General features: G+C 55.6%; 18 protein-coding genes. 7 read left to right on the top strand and 11 right to left on the bottom strand.

What is annotated here, in order from left to right:
- Positions 1-104 precede the first annotated feature (104 nt).
- The 5 genes from IM284_RS16685 to syd all read right to left on the bottom strand — a co-directional run bounded on the left by IM284_RS16685 (position 105) and on the right by syd (position 2,857).
- Positions 105-554 carry a flavodoxin gene (locus IM284_RS16685; RefSeq protein WP_028014263.1) on the bottom strand — a complete coding sequence of 150 codons (450 nt, stop codon included), beginning with the start codon at positions 552-554 and terminating at the stop codon, positions 105-107.
- A gap of 24 nt (positions 555-578) precedes the next feature.
- On the bottom strand, positions 579-1,355 hold the full coding sequence (gene truC, locus IM284_RS16680; protein WP_047367475.1) for a tRNA pseudouridine(65) synthase TruC: 777 nt from the start codon (positions 1,353-1,355) through the stop codon (positions 579-581).
- Positions 1,352-1,681: a YqcC family protein gene (locus IM284_RS16675; RefSeq protein ID WP_028014265.1), complete on the bottom strand. Its 330-nt coding sequence runs from the start codon at positions 1,679-1,681 to the stop codon at positions 1,352-1,354. The genes truC and IM284_RS16675 overlap by 4 nt, the downstream gene beginning before the upstream one ends.
- A 220-nt stretch (positions 1,682-1,901) precedes the next feature.
- Entirely contained in the window at positions 1,902-2,084 is a 183-nt protein-coding gene (locus IM284_RS16670) for a hypothetical protein (protein ID WP_045261317.1), read from the bottom strand.
- Positions 2,085-2,311: 227 nt separating this feature from the next.
- Entirely contained in the window at positions 2,312-2,857 is a 546-nt protein-coding gene (gene syd, locus IM284_RS16665; RefSeq protein WP_028014266.1) for a SecY-interacting protein, read from the bottom strand.
- A 69-nt stretch (positions 2,858-2,926) separates the two neighbouring features.
- On the opposite strand from syd, the gene queF reads away from it, so the two are divergent.
- From queF to xni, 5 genes are all read left to right on the top strand, one after another.
- Positions 2,927-3,769 (top strand): NADPH-dependent 7-cyano-7-deazaguanine reductase QueF, encoded by an 843-nt coding sequence (gene queF, locus IM284_RS16660; RefSeq protein ID WP_047367474.1) that lies wholly within the window; start codon positions 2,927-2,929, stop codon positions 3,767-3,769.
- Positions 3,770-3,883: 114 nt separating this feature from the next.
- Complete coding sequence (gene ppnN / locus IM284_RS16655; RefSeq protein WP_023309027.1) at positions 3,884-5,248, top strand: nucleotide 5'-monophosphate nucleosidase PpnN; 1,365 nt, start codon at positions 3,884-3,886, stop codon at positions 5,246-5,248.
- 515 nt (positions 5,249-5,763) lie between these two features.
- A complete protein-coding gene (locus tag IM284_RS16650) occupies positions 5,764-7,059 on the top strand; it encodes an HAAAP family serine/threonine permease (RefSeq protein ID WP_047367473.1) in 1,296 nt (431 codons plus the stop codon).
- Positions 7,060-7,124: 65 nt separating this feature from the next.
- Positions 7,125-8,492, top strand: a complete 1,368-nt coding sequence (gene sdaB / locus IM284_RS16645) for an L-serine ammonia-lyase II (RefSeq protein WP_028014269.1) — start codon at positions 7,125-7,127, stop codon at positions 8,490-8,492.
- A gap of 112 nt (positions 8,493-8,604) precedes the next feature.
- Positions 8,605-9,360: a flap endonuclease Xni gene (gene xni, locus IM284_RS16640; protein WP_047367472.1), complete on the top strand. Its 756-nt coding sequence runs from the start codon at positions 8,605-8,607 to the stop codon at positions 9,358-9,360.
- 62 nt (positions 9,361-9,422) lie between these two features.
- Here the strand turns inward: xni and rlmM are convergent, their stop codons facing one another.
- From rlmM to IM284_RS16620, 4 genes are all read right to left on the bottom strand, one after another.
- Positions 9,423-10,523, bottom strand: coding sequence for a 23S rRNA (cytidine(2498)-2'-O)-methyltransferase RlmM (gene rlmM / locus IM284_RS16635; RefSeq protein ID WP_047367471.1), 1,101 nt, complete (start codon positions 10,521-10,523; stop codon positions 9,423-9,425).
- Positions 10,516-10,911: a DUF423 domain-containing protein gene (locus IM284_RS16630; protein ID WP_028014272.1), complete on the bottom strand. Its 396-nt coding sequence runs from the start codon at positions 10,909-10,911 to the stop codon at positions 10,516-10,518. Before IM284_RS16630 ends, rlmM begins: the two co-directional genes overlap by 8 nt.
- 39 nt (positions 10,912-10,950) lie before the next feature.
- Complete coding sequence (gcvA, locus tag IM284_RS16625) at positions 10,951-11,868, bottom strand: glycine cleavage system transcriptional regulator GcvA (protein WP_014885066.1); 918 nt, start codon at positions 11,866-11,868, stop codon at positions 10,951-10,953.
- Positions 11,869-12,217: 349 nt separating this feature from the next.
- Entirely contained in the window at positions 12,218-12,445 is a 228-nt protein-coding gene (locus IM284_RS16620) for a YgdI/YgdR family lipoprotein (protein ID WP_008499648.1), read from the bottom strand.
- A 192-nt stretch (positions 12,446-12,637) separates the two neighbouring features.
- On the opposite strand from IM284_RS16620, the gene csdA reads away from it, so the two are divergent.
- Both csdA and csdE read left to right on the top strand, forming a co-directional pair.
- Positions 12,638-13,843 carry a cysteine desulfurase CsdA gene (gene csdA, locus IM284_RS16615; RefSeq protein ID WP_047367470.1) on the top strand — a complete coding sequence of 402 codons (1,206 nt, stop codon included), beginning with the start codon at positions 12,638-12,640 and terminating at the stop codon, positions 13,841-13,843.
- On the top strand, positions 13,843-14,289 hold the full coding sequence (gene csdE / locus IM284_RS16610; protein ID WP_047364461.1) for a cysteine desulfurase sulfur acceptor subunit CsdE: 447 nt from the start codon (positions 13,843-13,845) through the stop codon (positions 14,287-14,289). Before csdA ends, csdE begins: the two co-directional genes overlap by 1 nt.
- On the opposite strand, the gene tcdA is transcribed toward csdE, so the two are convergent.
- Together tcdA and mltA are read right to left on the bottom strand one after the other, a co-directional pair.
- Complete coding sequence (gene tcdA / locus IM284_RS16605; RefSeq protein WP_006811804.1) at positions 14,280-15,086, bottom strand: tRNA cyclic N6-threonylcarbamoyladenosine(37) synthase TcdA; 807 nt, start codon at positions 15,084-15,086, stop codon at positions 14,280-14,282. The genes csdE and tcdA overlap by 10 nt on opposite strands.
- A 75-nt stretch (positions 15,087-15,161) precedes the next feature.
- On the bottom strand, positions 15,162-16,259 hold the full coding sequence (gene mltA / locus IM284_RS16600) for a murein transglycosylase A (protein WP_028014275.1): 1,098 nt from the start codon (positions 16,257-16,259) through the stop codon (positions 15,162-15,164).
- Between the last annotated feature and the right edge of the window lie 227 nt (positions 16,260-16,486).

Raw genomic sequence — 16,486 nt, 5'->3', positions numbered from 1 at the left:
GGTTTGAGGCATAAGCCCAAAGCAGTGGAAGATACTTCACGGAATTGAGGATTTGATGCGGCTTTGTTGCCGGGTGGCGGCTACGCCTTACCCGGCCTACGAAACTATTTAAGAAGCGTTGCCCAGTGTTCAACCCACGGGTTCGACTCGCTTTCGGGTTCAGGATGCTCACCGGCATCAATCAACAGCATCTCGCCGACGCGCTGGGCGCTCTGTTCCTGAAGAAGCGCATCGAACTGCTTGCCGCCGCCGCAGAAGTTGGCGTAAGAGCTATCGCCGAGGGCAATAATGCCGTAGTGGACGTCCGGCTGGTAGCCAAGCCGATCTTTAATGCCCTGGAAAAGCGGCACGATGCTGTCCGGGAGATCGCCCTGACCGGTGGTGGAGGTCACTACCAGAATGTATTTATCTTTATACTTTTCCCAGTCCGCCAGCTCCGGGTCTTCATAGACCGTGGCTTTATGGCCCTGGCTTGTCAAAATCGCCTCAGCCTCTTCCGCTACCAGCAGCGAGTTGCCGTACATTGTGCCGACAAAAATGCCTACTTCAGCCATGCTTTGCTCCCGTAATTATTGCGCTTACCGTTCATCCTGAACGTTGCCTGATACAAACTCAACCCTTTCATTTTCGGGGAGTTGTCCCCGCCAGCCAAACTGTGACAGCGCCTGCATCCAGACGTCGTCCAGCCCGGCACGAATAATCAGTGGTTCACCGGTAAACGGGTTAATCAGGCTAAGCTCGCTGGCGTGCAGCATCAGTCTGTTACAGCCAAAATGCTCTGCCGCGCTGCGGTTCTGGCGCAGATCGCCGTGCTTGCTGTCGCCAATAATCGGGTGGCGCAGGTGCGCAAGATGGCGGCGAAGCTGGTGCTTGCGTCCGGTTTTGGGCAAAAGCTCAACCAGGCTGTAGCGCGTGGTGGGGAATTTGCTGGTTGCTACCGGCATTTCCGTTGTCGCCATGCCGCGATAATCCGTCACCGCGGGCTGCGGGCCTTTGTCATCGCGGGCAAATTTATCGGCGATTTTGTCCAGCTCCTCCACCAGCGGATAGTCCAGCGTGGCGGATTCGGTCAGCCAGCCACGAACGATCGCGTGGTAGCGCTTCTGGATCTGGTGCTGTTCGAACTGCTGTGCCAGCAGGCGGCCCGCCTCGCTGGAAAGCCCCATCAGCAGCACGCCGGAAGTCGGTCTGTCGAGGCGGTGCGCGGTAAACACATGCTGACCAATCTGATCGCGCACGGTTTGCATCACCACCACTTTCTCATCGCGATCCAGCCAGCTGCGGTGCACCAGCCAGCCAGACGGTTTATTCACCGCCACCAGCCACTCGTCCTGATAGAGGATTTCCAGCGTCATGCCTCTTCACCGGCAAACAGGGCGTCCAGTTTTTCCAGCTCAACCAGCATCACATCGCGAGCAGGGTGCGTCGCCTCAAGCGCCATTTCATAGTAGGGAGAAACGGCGAACGCCTGCGGCAAAGGGTGGCCGCCTTCCAGCAGCGCGTGCATGCGCGGAATTAATACCCACTGGAGCCACTCGAACGGTGCCAGCGTATCCAGGCAGAATGGCTGGGTACTGGCAAACGCTTCCGGATTCGGCGCGGTCTCCTGCCACAGCTGATGCTGGCGCAAAAGGGCTTCGATGGCGTGCAACTGAGCACGAACGCTATCGTGTTGCGTCATAGTAACCTCAACTGAAAAAGTGAACGGCGCGCAGCATAGCATTGCGGAAGACAGAAATAAAAAAGGGAGCACTGTAAAAACAGTGCTCCCGGTTCGTTTCGCAGCATTCCAGCTACAATTCGTGCTCCCTGCTCTTCCGTGACAACTTTTCCTGATGCCCGAAGGCCTGGTCATCCTTATACCTTTTGCATCCTGCACACATCTTCCTGACGTGTTTGTTTCATCCTGAAACGTCCTGGCCTTCCTGACCCACCGACCATCCTGTTCGGTTCTCGTTCTCCTTCCTGGAGGTGTCCCTTACGCGTCCTGCGTTATCCTTTTGCTTCATCCTGAAGCCTTCCTGCAGCGCCATCCTGACGTGTCCTGAGTAAGAAACGCCATCATCCTGATGTTCGTTTCTCATGTCGGCGTCCTGTCGACGGAGATAGAATCCGCTATTCCGCTTCGTCTTACAACCCACCCTTGCAGCACTGTAAGCCGTAAGAAATCCCTAAAAAAGATGCGATGAACAACTAATTCTTTGAAAAACAGAGTGATATTAATCTGAATTAAATAAGGTAATACTGAATGATCCAGCGATCTCTCACAAACCTTGTAAGAGATCTCTCACACGCGTCGTAGCATCATGGATTACAGAAGTGGCTCAAGCCGGGTAAGGAAATCCGCAAGAGAGGGGGCGAGCGTTTCGCGATTGCGGGTACCGATGGTCTCTTTAATCACTTCCCCGGACAGGTTGCAGACGGATATCACATCCAGTTCGCTGTCCAGCGTGGCAATAAAGAGCGTCGGAGAAAGCTTAAGGCGTTTTTGCGTGACCAGATGACCAATCAGGTTTTCCTGAACACGCTGCAGATCGTCTTCGCTCCAGGTCTGCAACAGCGTCAGCGTCAAATCACCCAAGCGCGCGGGCATATCCCCTGCGAACTGCGTGGCATAAAACGCGTGAACCGCTGGTTGTACCACAAGGTCCATAGCCCGTTCAACCGCATTTACATTTTGCTCAGCGGTATTGGGCTTCGGCTGCCAGATAACATAGTCATCCTGCGAAGAGATAATGCACGGCGACGGCACGCCATATAAATCAGCGCTTTGCGGCCATGTTCCGTGCTTTTCATGCCACGCGTCGCAATAGCGGGTTGTGAAGGTAGTAAGGGCATTTGCAGTTTCGATGTCCACCGATTTCTCTCTTCTTATAAGACAGGATAAACTCTGCCCATAAGTGTACCTGTAAAGTGGCTATGAAACATGTCTTACGAAAATCATCAGGCGTTAACCGGCCTAACGCTGGGTAAATCGACCGATTACCGCGATACCTACGATGCAAGCCTGCTGCAGGGCGTGCCGCGCAGCCTGAACCGCGATCCTCTTGGACTGCATGCGGACGCATTGCCGTTTGTCGGCGGCGATATCTGGACGCTGTACGAACTCTCCTGGCTTAACGAGCGCGGTCTGCCGCAGGTGGCCGTGGGCCACGTTGAGCTGGACTATGCCAGCGTGAACCTGGTCGAGTCCAAAAGCTTTAAACTCTATCTCAACAGCTTCAACCAGACCCGATTCAACAGCTGGGACGAGGTTCAGCAAACGCTGGAGCGGGATTTAGCCGCCTGCGCGCAGGGGAACGTGTCCGTCTCGTTATACCGCCTGCACGAGCTGGAAGGACAGCCCATCGCCCACTTCCACGGAACCTGCATCGACGAGCAGGACATCGAGGTGGAGAATTATGAATTCAGCGCCGATTACCTCGAAAACGCGGCGAGCGGAAAAGTGGTTGAAGAGACGCTCGTCAGCCATTTGCTGAAGTCCAACTGCCTGATTACCCACCAGCCGGACTGGGGTTCGGTGCAGATCCAGTACCGAGGCCCGAAAATTGACCGGGAAAAACTGCTGCGCTATCTGGTGTCGTTCCGCCATCACAACGAATTTCACGAGCAGTGCGTGGAGCGTATTTTTAACGATATTCAGCGTTTCTGCCAGCCGGAGAAACTGAGCGTTTACGCGCGCTATACCCGCCGTGGCGGGCTGGACATCAACCCGTGGCGCACCAACACCGATTTTGTGCCAGCAACGGGCCGGCTAGTGCGTCAATAATATAAATATTTTCACAATATGCGTGCGGTATTCCGCCGAAGTGTTGTGAAACGTCACGCGCCAGGGCTATTGTAATCAAAGGGAATGACGATAATCGTCCCATAAGGAGCTCACTTGATTACACATATTAGCCCGCTTGGCTCAATGGATATGTTGTCGCAGCTGGAAGTGGACATGCTTAAACGCACGGCCAGCAGCGATCTTTATCAACTGTTTCGTAACTGTTCACTTGCCGTACTGAACTCCGGAAGCCTGACAGATAACAGTAAAGAACTGCTGTCCCGCTTCGAAAGCTTTGATATTAACGTGCTGCGCCGCGAGCGTGGCGTGAAACTGGAAGTGATCAACCCGCCGGAAGAGGCCTTTGTCGACGGGCGTATCATTCGTTCCCTTCAGGCCAACCTGTTTGCCGTCCTGCGCGACATCCTGTTTGTTAACGGGCAGATTCACAACGCGGGCCGCTTCCAGCATCTCGACCTGGAAAGCTCCGTTCATATCACCAACCTGGTGTTCTCTATTCTGCGCAACGCCCGCGCCCTGCACGTTGGCGAAGCACCAAACATGGTCGTCTGCTGGGGCGGCCACTCGATTAACGAAACCGAATATCTCTATGCCCGTCGGGTCGGAACGCAGCTTGGCCTGCGCGAGCTGAATATCTGTACCGGCTGTGGTCCGGGTGCAATGGAAGCACCAATGAAAGGTGCAGCCGTGGGTCATGCGCAGCAGCGTTACAAAGAGGGGCGGTTTATCGGCATGACCGAGCCGTCAATCATCGCCGCTGAGCCACCTAACCCGCTGGTCAATGAGCTGATTATCATGCCGGATATCGAGAAGCGTCTTGAGGCGTTTGTTCGTATCGCTCACGGGATTATCATCTTCCCGGGCGGCGTGGGAACGGCGGAAGAGCTGCTCTATCTGCTGGGGATTCTGATGAACCCGGCCAACAAAGATCAGGTTCTACCGCTGATCCTGACCGGCCCGAAAGAGAGCGCCGACTACTTCCGCGTGCTGGACGAGTTTATCGTGCATACGCTGGGAGAAGCCGCGCGTCGTCACTATCGCATCATCATTGATGACGCGGCGGAAGTGGCGCGCCAGATGAAAAAAGCGATGCCGCTGGTGAAAGAGAATCGTCGTGATACCGGTGATGCGTACAGCTTTAACTGGTCAATCCGTATTGCGCCTGACCTGCAGATCCCGTTCGAGCCGACCCATGAAAATATGGCGAACCTGAAACTCTACCCGGACCAGCCGGTGGAAGTGCTGGCCGCCGACCTGCGTCGCGCCTTCTCCGGGATTGTGGCGGGCAACGTGAAGGAGATGGGCATCCGCGCGATTGAGCAGTATGGTCCGTACAAGATCCACGGCGACCCGGAGATGATGCGCCGTATGGACGACATGCTTCAGGGCTTTGTGGCTCAACACCGCATGAAGTTGCCGGGTTCAGCCTACATTCCGTGCTACGAAATCTGCACGTAACGCTCAGTTTCTTCTCCTCAAAGCCGGGGCACCCTGTAGCGGATCCCGGCTTTTTTTATTACCGAATCAATTCATAGGCTTCACTTATAAATTTAACAAACTTACGACAAACGCAATCGATTACCTCCATTTAACAACCGTAATTTATCAGCCTTAAACTAAATTACCCGCAAGAAAATCCTAAAAACCCATATCTTTACAGCGGAAGACACCTATATTGCGGGCCGCTCTTTTAGCCCACATGTCGTTGGTGGTAGCCTTCGCGCCCGTAAATTCTATTTGATGTTTTTTTAACAGATAAATGGTCTAAAGATGCCCACATCATAAGTGGATTATTGCATTTGGGATCGCGATCACTGATAGATTCATAACGAGAATGTATCTTTCCGCCCGCCAATAGTTACGGGCGAAAATTATTAAAAAACCGTCACTGAACGAATTTCATATTACCGTCAGGCACTTTTTCATCGGATTTGACTAAAAACCTGACAATTTGCTTCCTCCAGGAGATACAGATGGAAACCACTCAAACCAGCACCGTTGCTTCGATTGAATCCCGAAGTGGTTGGCGCAAAACGGATACCATGTGGATGCTGGGCCTTTACGGCACGGCAATCGGCGCTGGTGTACTGTTCCTTCCTATCAACGCAGGCGTCGGCGGTCTGATTCCGCTGATCATCATGGCCATCATCGCCTTCCCGATGACCTACTTCGCACACCGCGGTCTAACCCGCTTCGTGCTGTCCGGTAAAAACCCGGGCGAAGACATCACCGAAGTGGTTGAAGAACATTTCGGCGTTGGCGCAGGTAAACTGATTACCCTGCTCTACTTCTTCGCGATTTACCCAATCCTGCTCGTCTACAGCGTGGCGATCACCAACACCGTTGAAAGCTTCATGACGCACCAGCTGCACATGACGCCGCCACCGCGTGCCATTCTGTCTCTGATCCTGATCGTCGGCATGATGACCATCGTGCGCTTCGGCGAGCAGATGATTGTTAAGGCCATGAGCGTGCTGGTCTTCCCGTTTGTGGCTGCGCTAATGCTGCTGGCCTGCTACCTGATCCCACAGTGGAACGGTGCAGCGCTGGAAACCCTGTCCCTGAGCAGCGCGTCTGCGACCGGTAACGGCCTGCTGATGACCCTGTGGCTGGCGATCCCGGTAATGGTCTTCTCCTTCAACCACTCCCCAATCATCTCCTCTTTCGCCGTGGCGAAACGCGAAGAGTACGGTGATGGTGCAGAGAAGAAGTGCTCCAGCATCCTGGCCCGCGCTCACGTGATGATGGTGCTGACCGTGATGTTCTTCGTCTTCAGCTGCGTACTGAGCCTCTCCCCGGCGGACCTGGCGGCAGCGAAAGAACAGAACATCTCTATTCTGTCTTACCTGGCGAACCACTTTAACGCACCGCTGATTGCGTGGATGGCACCGATCATCGCGATGATCGCCATCACCAAATCCTTCCTGGGCCACTACCTGGGCGCGCGTGAAGGCTTCAACGGTATGGTGATTAAATCTCTGCGCGGTAAAGGCAAGAGCATTGAAATCAACAAGCTGAACAAAATCACTGCACTGTTCATGCTGCTCACCACCTGGGCGGTAGCGACCCTGAACCCAAGCATCCTGGGCATGATTGAAACCCTGGGTGGCCCGGTTATCGCGATGATTCTGTTCCTGATGCCGATGTACGCGATTCAGAAAGTGCCTGCCATGCGCAAGTACAGCGGCCAGGTCAGCAACGTGTTTGTGGTTATCATGGGCCTTATCGCTATCTCTGCGATCTTCTACTCCCTGTACACCATGTTCTGATGAACGCCCGCGCCGCCTTCGGGCGGCGCACTCCTCCCCCTCTGACTGAAAGCAATGGACGCATCATGATTAGCGTATTCGATATTTTCAAAATCGGTATTGGTCCTTCCAGCTCTCACACCGTCGGACCAATGAAAGCCGGTAAGCAGTTCACGGATGACTTGATTGCACGCGGCATTCTGCACGACATCACCCGCGTGGTTGTCGATGTGTACGGCTCGCTTTCCCTGACCGGGAAAGGCCACCATACCGATATCGCCATTATCATGGGCCTGGCGGGAAATCTGCCGGATACCGTTGATATTGACGCGATCCCTGGCTTCATCCAGGACGTGAACACCCACGGTCGTTTGCTGCTGGCAAACGGTGAGCATGAGGTTGAATTCCCGGTTGACCACTGCATGAATTTCCATGCGGACAACCTGTCGCTGCATGAAAACGGCATGCGCATTACCGCGCTGGCCGGCGACAAAGCGGTTTACAGCCAGACGTATTACTCCATCGGCGGCGGCTTTATCGTCGACGAAGACCACTTTGGTCAAACCACCACCTCTTCTGTTGAGGTGCCGTATCCGTACAAAACTGCGGCGGATCTCCAGCGCCACTGCCAGGAGACGGGGCTTTCCCTCTCTGGCCTGATGATGAAAAACGAGCTGGCCCTTCACAGCAAAGAGGAGCTGGAACAGCACTTCGCTAGCGTCTGGGAAGTGATGCGTGGCGGCATTGAGCGCGGGATCACCACCGAAGGCGTTCTGCCGGGCAAGCTTCGCGTACCGCGTCGTGCGGCGGCGCTGCGTCGTATGCTGGTGAGCACCGACAAAACGACAACGGACCCGATGGCCGTCGTCGACTGGATCAACATGTTCGCCCTGGCGGTGAACGAAGAGAACGCCGCAGGGGGCCGCGTCGTCACGGCACCAACCAACGGTGCCTGCGGTATCGTTCCGGCCGTGCTGGCGTACTACGACAAGTTTATCCGTGAAGTGAACGCTAACTCCCTGGCGCGCTACCTGCTGGTCGCCAGCGCGATTGGTTCTCTGTATAAAATGAACGCCTCCATTTCCGGTGCGGAAGTAGGCTGTCAGGGCGAAGTCGGCGTGGCATGCTCCATGGCGGCGGCGGGCCTGGCGGAACTGTTGGGCGCAAGCCCGGCGCAGGTCTGCATCGCTGCGGAAATCGGCATGGAACATAACCTGGGGCTAACCTGCGATCCGGTTGCCGGACAGGTACAGGTGCCGTGCATCGAGCGTAACGCCATCGCCTCCGTCAAAGCGGTGAACGCGGCGCGTATGGCGCTGCGCCGCACCAGTGAGCCGCGCGTCTGTCTCGATAAAGTTATCGAAACCATGTACGAAACCGGTAAAGATATGAACGCCAAATACCGCGAAACCTCTCGCGGCGGCCTGGCGATGAAGATCGTAACCTGCGATTAAGCCTCTCATGAAGCCTCGTTTTGCGAGGCTTCTTCCTGTTTTCCCTCACGCTATTCGTTTCATCCTGCCGACAGTGATACCCTTTACCCATTAGATTTAAGGGAGAATATCTGTGGCTGTTCATTTGCTTATCGTCGACGCGCTCAATCTGATTCGCCGAATCCATGCGGTACAAGGCACGCCCTGCAAGGACACCTGCCTGCACGCGCTGGAGCAGCTTATTCGCCACAGCGAGCCGACGCACGTCGTGGCCGTGTTTGATGACGAAGCGCGCAACAGCGGCTGGCGACATCAGCGCCTGCCCGACTACAAGGCTGGACGCGCGCCGATGCCGGACGATCTCCATGCCGAAATGCCCACCCTGCGTGCCGCCTTTGAGCAGCGCGGCGTCCCCTGCTGGGGTGCACAGGGCAATGAAGCCGACGATCTCGCGGCCACCCTGGCCGTAAAAGTGGCAAGTGCCGGGCATCAGGCCACTATCGTTTCAACTGACAAAGGCTACTGCCAGCTGCTCTCCCCAACTATCCGCATTCGCGACTATTTTCAAAAACGCTGGCTGGACGCGCCGTTTATTGCCAGCGAGTTCGGCGTCTTGCCTGAGCAACTGCCGGATTATTGGGGTCTGGCAGGCATCAGCAGCTCTAAGGTTCCGGGTGTCGCCGGTATTGGACCAAAGAGCGCCGCCCAGTTGCTGACCGATTTTCAGAGTCTGGAAGGGATTTACGCCCGTCTGGATGAGGTGCCTGAAAAGTGGCGCAAGAAGCTGGAGGCGCATAAAGAGATGGCGTTTATCTGCCGCGAGGTGGCGACGCTACAGACAGATTTACAGCTGGACGGGAATTTACAGCAGTTGCGGTTAGAACGTTAAAACGTCAACACGGTTTTGTAGGCCCGGTAAGCGCAGCGCCACCGGGCAAAACAAAGCACGCACTATCGCTCGTCGCGACGTCCGCCTACAGCCGCCCACCAGCGACGGATGTGTACCGTTACCTCTTCGCGGTCGTGGTACAACTGACGCGCCTGGATCTCCACGTTAATACCGTGCTCATCCAGCTGTGCCTGAATATAGGCCAGGTTCTGGGATACCTCCTCGTAGCGCTTTTTCATCGGCAGCTTGAGGTTGAAAATGGTCTCACGGCACCAGCCGTTCACCAGCCAGGAGGCCATCAGCGCGGCCACTTTCGCCGGCTTCTCCACCATGTCGCACACCATCCATGAGATGTTGTTGCGGGTTGGGCGATAGCGGAAACCGTCTTCTCGCAGCCAGGTGACCTGCCCAGTGTCCATCAGGCTTTGCGCCATTGGACCGTTATCCACAGACGACACCCACATGTTGCGTTTCACCAGCTGATAGGTCCAGCCGCCCGGGCACGCGCCAAGGTCGACGGCATACATGCCGTTAGCCAGACGCTCGTCCCACTCATCTGCCGGGATAAAGACGTGAAACGCCTCTTCCAGCTTCAGGGTTGAACGGCTCGGCGCATCTGCCGGGAACTTCAGGCGCGGGATGCCCATAAAGAATGGCGAATTGTTATTGGTGTACGAATAGCCCGCATAGCAGCAGCCCGGTGCGATAAAGAAGATATGCACCACCGGACGCTTCGGCGTTTCGTAGTTTGTCAGTATGCCCGCGTCACGCAGCGCTGCGCGCAGCGGCACGGTGAACTTACGGCAAAACTTCATCAGCTCTTTGCTTTCGTTGGTATCGGCAACCTCAACGCGCAGGTCGCCGCCCTTCTCCACCACGCCCTTCAGCATGCCCACAATCGGCGTGATGCGATCTTCCGGCGGAAGATCTTTCAGCAACTCACCCGCGACGAACATCTGGCGGGCGAAGATCAGCGAGCTGAACGGCAGCTCGCGCGCCAGCTTGTCGGCGTCTTCAGGCTGATAACATTCGAATACCACATAGCCCGCATTTTCTTTTACGCGAGCAAAGCCGAAGACTTCGCGCTTCGCCGCTTTATCGGTAATTTCCGCGGCGCACTCTTTCTCAAACCCCGGGCGACAATATAAAACAACCTTATTCATGAACAACGCCCTTGCGTTTCAGACGGATAGCTCCGATAAACATTAATACCCAACCCGCCAGGAAGCTCACGCCGCCGACAGGTGTAACAAACGCCCACAGGCGCAAATGCGAGAGGGCCAGACAGTAAAGGCTGCCGCTAAACAGCACGGTACCCAGCGCCATAAATACGCTACTCCAGTAAAACCAGATGCTTATCCGGCGCTGCATCGCCACCGCCAGCCCAAAAATAGCCAGCGTATGAAACGCCTGGTATTCAAGGCCGGTCTGGATCCAGCCCATCTCGACGGCGCCCAAAGACTTGCTCAATACGTGCGCGCCAAAGGCGCCCAGTGCAACAAAAATAAAGCCACTCACCGCGGCAAAAATCAGCATGAATCGGCTGGTCATGTTTAAGTCCTGAATTAATGCGTGCCCGGCACACAAACGTTATTGTTCATACCTGAAGCGGAATTTTTCTTGCTCGCTTGCCGCTTTCGCCAGTATCCACTGCCGGAAGGCGGCTATTTTACCCAGTTCTGCCTGACTGTCATGACAAACCAGATAAAATGCATTCTTGCTGACCAGTACATCATTAAAAGGGCAAACCAGACGGCCTGCCTCAATTTCGGACTGCGCCATCACGTTGTTCGCCAACGCCACGCCCTGTCCGTGAATGGCAGCCTGTAGCACCATCGCACTATGGCTAAAAATGGGGCCCTGCTGCACGTTTATATGACTAAGACCTAATTGACGGGTATAAGTTTGCCAGTCGCGGCGAGAGGCATCATGTAAAAGCGTATGCTGCGCCAGGTCAGCGGGTGTTTTCAGCGCCTTGTCGCCTGTTAAAAGCAGAGGCGAACAGACCGGCAGCAGATATTCTGCGTATAATTTCTCGACACGCAAGCCCGGCCAGTTGCCGCGACCATAAAAAATGGCGACATCCACATCATCGGCCAGCTTGTCTTCCTGACGATCCACCGCCTGGATTCGAACGTCGATCCCCGGATAAGCTGAGTTAAAGCTTGAGAGTCTTGGCACCAACCACTGAATGGCAAAACTGGGCAATAAACTAACAGTCAGGGCACCTTTTGCACTGCGGGCCTGCAGCTTACGCGTGGCTTCCGTGAGCTGGGAAAAAATCTCTTTAATATCCTGAAAATAGCTCTGCCCCTCTTCGGTCAACAGCAAGGAACGATTGCGTCGGCGGAACAGCTTAAGGCCCAGGAAATCCTCCAGGGACTTGATTTGGTGACTTACTGCGGCCTGTGTCACAAAAAGCTCATCTGCCGCACGGGTGAAGCTCAGGTGACGTGCTGCTGCATCAAAAACGCGTAATGCATTAAGGGGTGGCAATCGCTTTGACATGGTTATCTGGCTTAGATGTTAACGGAATTTAACAAACAGGAAACAACGTTTAACCTATTAGTTTTTTTTATCTGAGCCATTATAATTTGTCCGTTGAGGAACTACCAGCAAATACCTATAGTGGCGGCACTTCCTGAGCCGGAACGAAGAGCTTTTTTCGGAATGCGTGTTCTGAAGGGCTTTTGGCTTACGGTTGTGATGTTGTGTTGTTGTGTTTGCAATTGGTCTGCGATTCAGACCACGGTAGCAACGCTACCAATTTTTCACTTCCTGTACATTTACCCTGTCTGTCCATAGTGATTAATGTAGCACCGCCAATTTGCGGTGCTTTTTTTTCGCCTGCGATCGGTTAATGCTCGATCTCTTTCATCTCTTTCACGTCCGTGCGGTTGATCTGCTGCTTGTTCCCGTTAGCATCTTTGTACGAAATCATCCCGGTATCGTTATCGGTAGTCGGTTTCCCTTCCGAAACGATAGAACGACCATCGTTTGTGTGCATCACGTAGTTGTTACCAGAACAGGCGCTCAGGGCAAAAGTAAACGCACAGGCAGAAATGATTGCAGCTGTCTTATTCATGATTATTCTCCTTTAGCAATTAATGCTATTCAAACCTCGATTTATAACAGGCTAAAACATCCGCCTAACACTATTTAGCATAACCTGCTTTTTCGAGGTCGCCAGGATAAGCAGACAAATCTGATAGATATCAACCTTCTTGCCCTGCCGCTGAAATTGCGCGACGATCTCTCTATCGACACGAGGAATTCCATGAACGCTTTCAGTCCTGCGCAGTTTCGCGCACAGTTTCCGGCGCTGGCCGATGCCGGTATTTATCTTGATAGCGCCGCCACGGCCCTGAAGCCCCAGGCGGTGATCGAGGCCACGCAGCAGTTCTACAGCCTGAGCGCCGGCAACGTACATCGCAGCCAGTTTGCCGAAGCGCAGCGCCTGACCGCGCGCTATGAAGCCGCACGCGATCAGGTTGCACGCCTGATCAATGCCGAAAGCGGGAAAAATATCGTCTGGACGCGCGGCACGACCGAAGCCATCAATATGGTGGCCCAGAGCTATGCCCGCCCGCTGCTGCAGCCAGGGGACGAGATCATTGTCAGCGAAGCAGAGCACCACGCTAACCTGGTGCCCTGGCTGATGGTGGCTGAGCAAACGGGCGCGCGCGTTGTTAAGCTCCCGTTGAGTGCAGACTTTCTGCCTGACGTGGCCCGTCTCCCTGAGCTGATTAACCCCCGCAGCCGCATTCTGGCGCTGGGGCAGATGTCCAACGTCACCGGCGGCTGTCCGGATCTGGCTCGCGCCATTGAGATTGCCCATGCCAGCGGCGTGGTGGTGATGGTCGACGGTGCTCAGGGCGTGGTTCATTTCCCCGCTGATGTGCAGGCGCTGGATATCGACTTCTACGCCTTCTCCGGGCACAAACTCTACGGGCCAACCGGGATTGGCGCGCTGTACGGTAAACCGGAACTGCTGGCAAAAATGACGCCGTGGCTCGGCGGCGGCAAAATGATTACCGAAGTGACCTTCGACGGTTTTAAAACGCAGGAGGTGCCTTACCGTCTGGAAGCGGGCACGCCGAACGTGGCCGGGGTCATCGGCCTCAGCGCCGCACTTGAATGGCTGGCGGAAACGGACGCGGTTCAGGCGGAAAGCTGGAGCCGAGGGCTGGCGACGCTGGCTGAGGAAGAACTGAAAAAACGCCCGGGTTTCCGCTCGTTCCGCGTTCAGGATTCCAGCCTGCTCGCCTTTGATTTTGCTGGCGTGCATCATAGCGATATGGTGACGCTGCTGGCCGGATACGGCATTGCCCTGCGCGCCGGACAGCACTGCGCCCAGCCGCTGCTGGCGGCGCTCGGCGTCAGCGGTACGCTGCGCGCCTCGTTTGCGCCGTATAATACCCAAAGCGATGTCGACGCGCTGGTTAGCGCCGTTGACCGCGCCCTTGAAATACTGGTGGATTAATGACTAGCGCTGCTTTAGCCGGACATCCGTTTGGCACGGTCATCACTGAAGAGACCTTAAAACAGACCTTCGCCCCGCTCCAGCAGTGGGAAGATAAATATCGTCAGTTGATCCTGCTGGGTAAACAGCTCCCAGCTCTTTCCGACGATCTTAAAGCGCAGGCGAAAGAGATTGCGGGCTGTGAAAACCGCGTCTGGCTGGGCGTGAGCGTCTCCGGCGAGAAGCTGCATTTCTTCGGCGACAGCGAAGGGCGTATCGTCCGGGGCCTGCTGGCGGTCCTGTTAACCGCCATTGAGGGGAAAAGCGCGGCGGAATTGTTAACGCACTCGCCGCTGGCGCTGTTCGACGAACTGGGGCTGCGCGCGCAGCTTAGCGCCTCGCGCGGTCAGGGCCTGATCGCGCTCAGCGACGCGGTGCTGGACGCCGCACGTCAGGCTCAGGCCTGACGTTCCGCCTTCGCCATCATCTTCTTCAGGGCGTGAGAGACCGCCACAAAGCCAAAAGAGGCGGTTACCATGGTGGCCGCCCCAAAGCCTGACGCGCAGTCCATGCGTTTTGGCCCTTCCGCCGTGCTTTTCATCGCACAAACTGAACCATCCGCCTGCGGGTAGACCAGCGCTTCGGTGGAGAACACGCAGTCGACGCCTAGCTTGCCCTTGCTGTTCTTCACCACATTGAAGTCGCTCTTCAGGCGTTCACGCAGCTTGGCAGCCAGCGGATCCTGAATGGTTTTCGCCAGATCGGCAACCTGGATCTGCGTGGGATCGATTTGCCCGCCCGCGCCGCCGGTCGTGACCAGCGGCACCTTGTAACGACGGCAGTATGCGATCAGCGCCGCTTTAGGACGCACGCTGTCGATGGCGTCAATCACATAGCTGTAGCCTTTGCTCATGTACTCCGCGACGTTATCTGCCGTCACAAAGTCGTCGATCACCGTCACCCGACACTCCGGATTGATGAGGCGAATGCGCTCCGCCATCACCTCGGACTTCGCCAGGCCGACGTTATCACGCAGGGCGTGGATCTGACGGTTAGTGTTGGTCACACAAACGTCATCCATATCAATCAGCGTGATTGCGCCAATCCCGGTTCTCGCCAGCGCTTCCGCCGCCCAGGAGCCGACACCGCCAATGCCCACGACGCAGACGTGCGCATCCGCAAACAGCTGCAGGGCTTTTTCACCATAGAGACGTGCCGTGCCGCCAAAACGCTGGCGCCAGGCATCGCTGATTACCACAGACATAAAACCTCAGATGTAAAAAGGGTGAGGTTTTCCTCACCCTGAACAGTAATCCGTATTGCGCTCAGAATACCACAATCAGCCGCTGAATACGTTTCCGGTGCCCGGCGCGGCCTTCAGCACCCATACGCGTCCGTAGTGGTTATACCAGCCTGCACGGTGACCGGCATCCGGGCCAATGCCCTGGTAGATATCAAAGTGCTGTCCCTTAATCGCTCCGCCAACATCCAGGGCTACCATCAGACGCAGCTCATATTTGCCGTTGAACTTGCCGTTGTTGTCGAGCAGAGGGACTTCCGCCAGCAGCGTGGTACCCGCAGGAATGATAGAACGATCCGATGCCACCGACGCGCGGCCAATCAGCGGCACGGCGCTGGCCCCTTTCACCGGGGCGAAGTTTTGCGGCTTGAAGAAGACGAACGATGGGTTCTGCTCCAGCAGCTCGCGCACCTCGGCTTCACTGTGCTTTTCGCCCCACTCGCGGATCGCCTGCATCGACATATCTTCTTTTTTCACTTCGCCGCGGTCAATCAGCACCTTACCGATGCTGCGGTAGGCATGGCCGTTTTTCCCGGCATAGCTGAAGAAGTTAAGCGGTGAACCGTCGCCAAAATCAATGTAGCCGCTGCCCTGCACGTCCATGATGAAATTATCCATCAGGGAGTTGCTGTAGGCCAGGACGTAGTTTTCGCTCAGCGCACCGGCGTAGATTTCGGCGCGGGACGGCAGGCGGCCGCGTTTTGGCGGCATACGGTAGATAGGGTACTGGAACTCGCCCTGGCGCGTGTGTCGCGCCTGAACCACGGGCGTGTAATAGCCGGTGAACTGGACGTTGCCGTAGTTATCCGCCCCTTCCATTTGCCAGGCATCAATACCAAACTGGCGCATGTTGCGCGTATCGCCGCCCGCCTTCAGCCAGTCCTGTACCGCGCTATAAACATTGTTCTGTGAGCTATACAGACGCGGCGACGCATTGCGGATCTGGTAGACCTGCTCGGAGAAATCACCGGCGTTGATCGGCGCGCCAACGGCGTCAGGCTGATTAACTAAAGAGAAAGGCTGGGATAACTTCCCGTCTTTATACTGCTGACCGCGATCGGTCGGTTTGGAAGAACAGGCCGCAAGAATCGCTACCATTGCGCCCGCCATCAGATACTTCGCCCAACGTCCTTTCATTATATCTCGTCTTTAAGTTGCCCATTTCCGCGTGATGAAGATAACAAACCGACAAAGCGAATGAAATGCGATCGCATGCCCTTTGGCAAATTCAGAGCAAAAAATAGTCTAAATGTCGCAATGCCGTTCACTTTACATACAAAGTTAATGATTTATGTGAAAAAGGGGTTGCATCACAAACCTATCCGAGTATAGTGCGCTTCCACGGACGCGGGGTGGAGCAGCCT

Source organism: Enterobacter cloacae complex sp. P12RS (assembly GCF_014895875.1).
Lineage (GTDB): Bacteria > Pseudomonadota > Gammaproteobacteria > Enterobacterales > Enterobacteriaceae > Enterobacter > Enterobacter bugandensis.
Note: the sequence above shows the minus strand (reverse complement) of the source record. Positions and strands in the feature narration are given on the sequence as shown.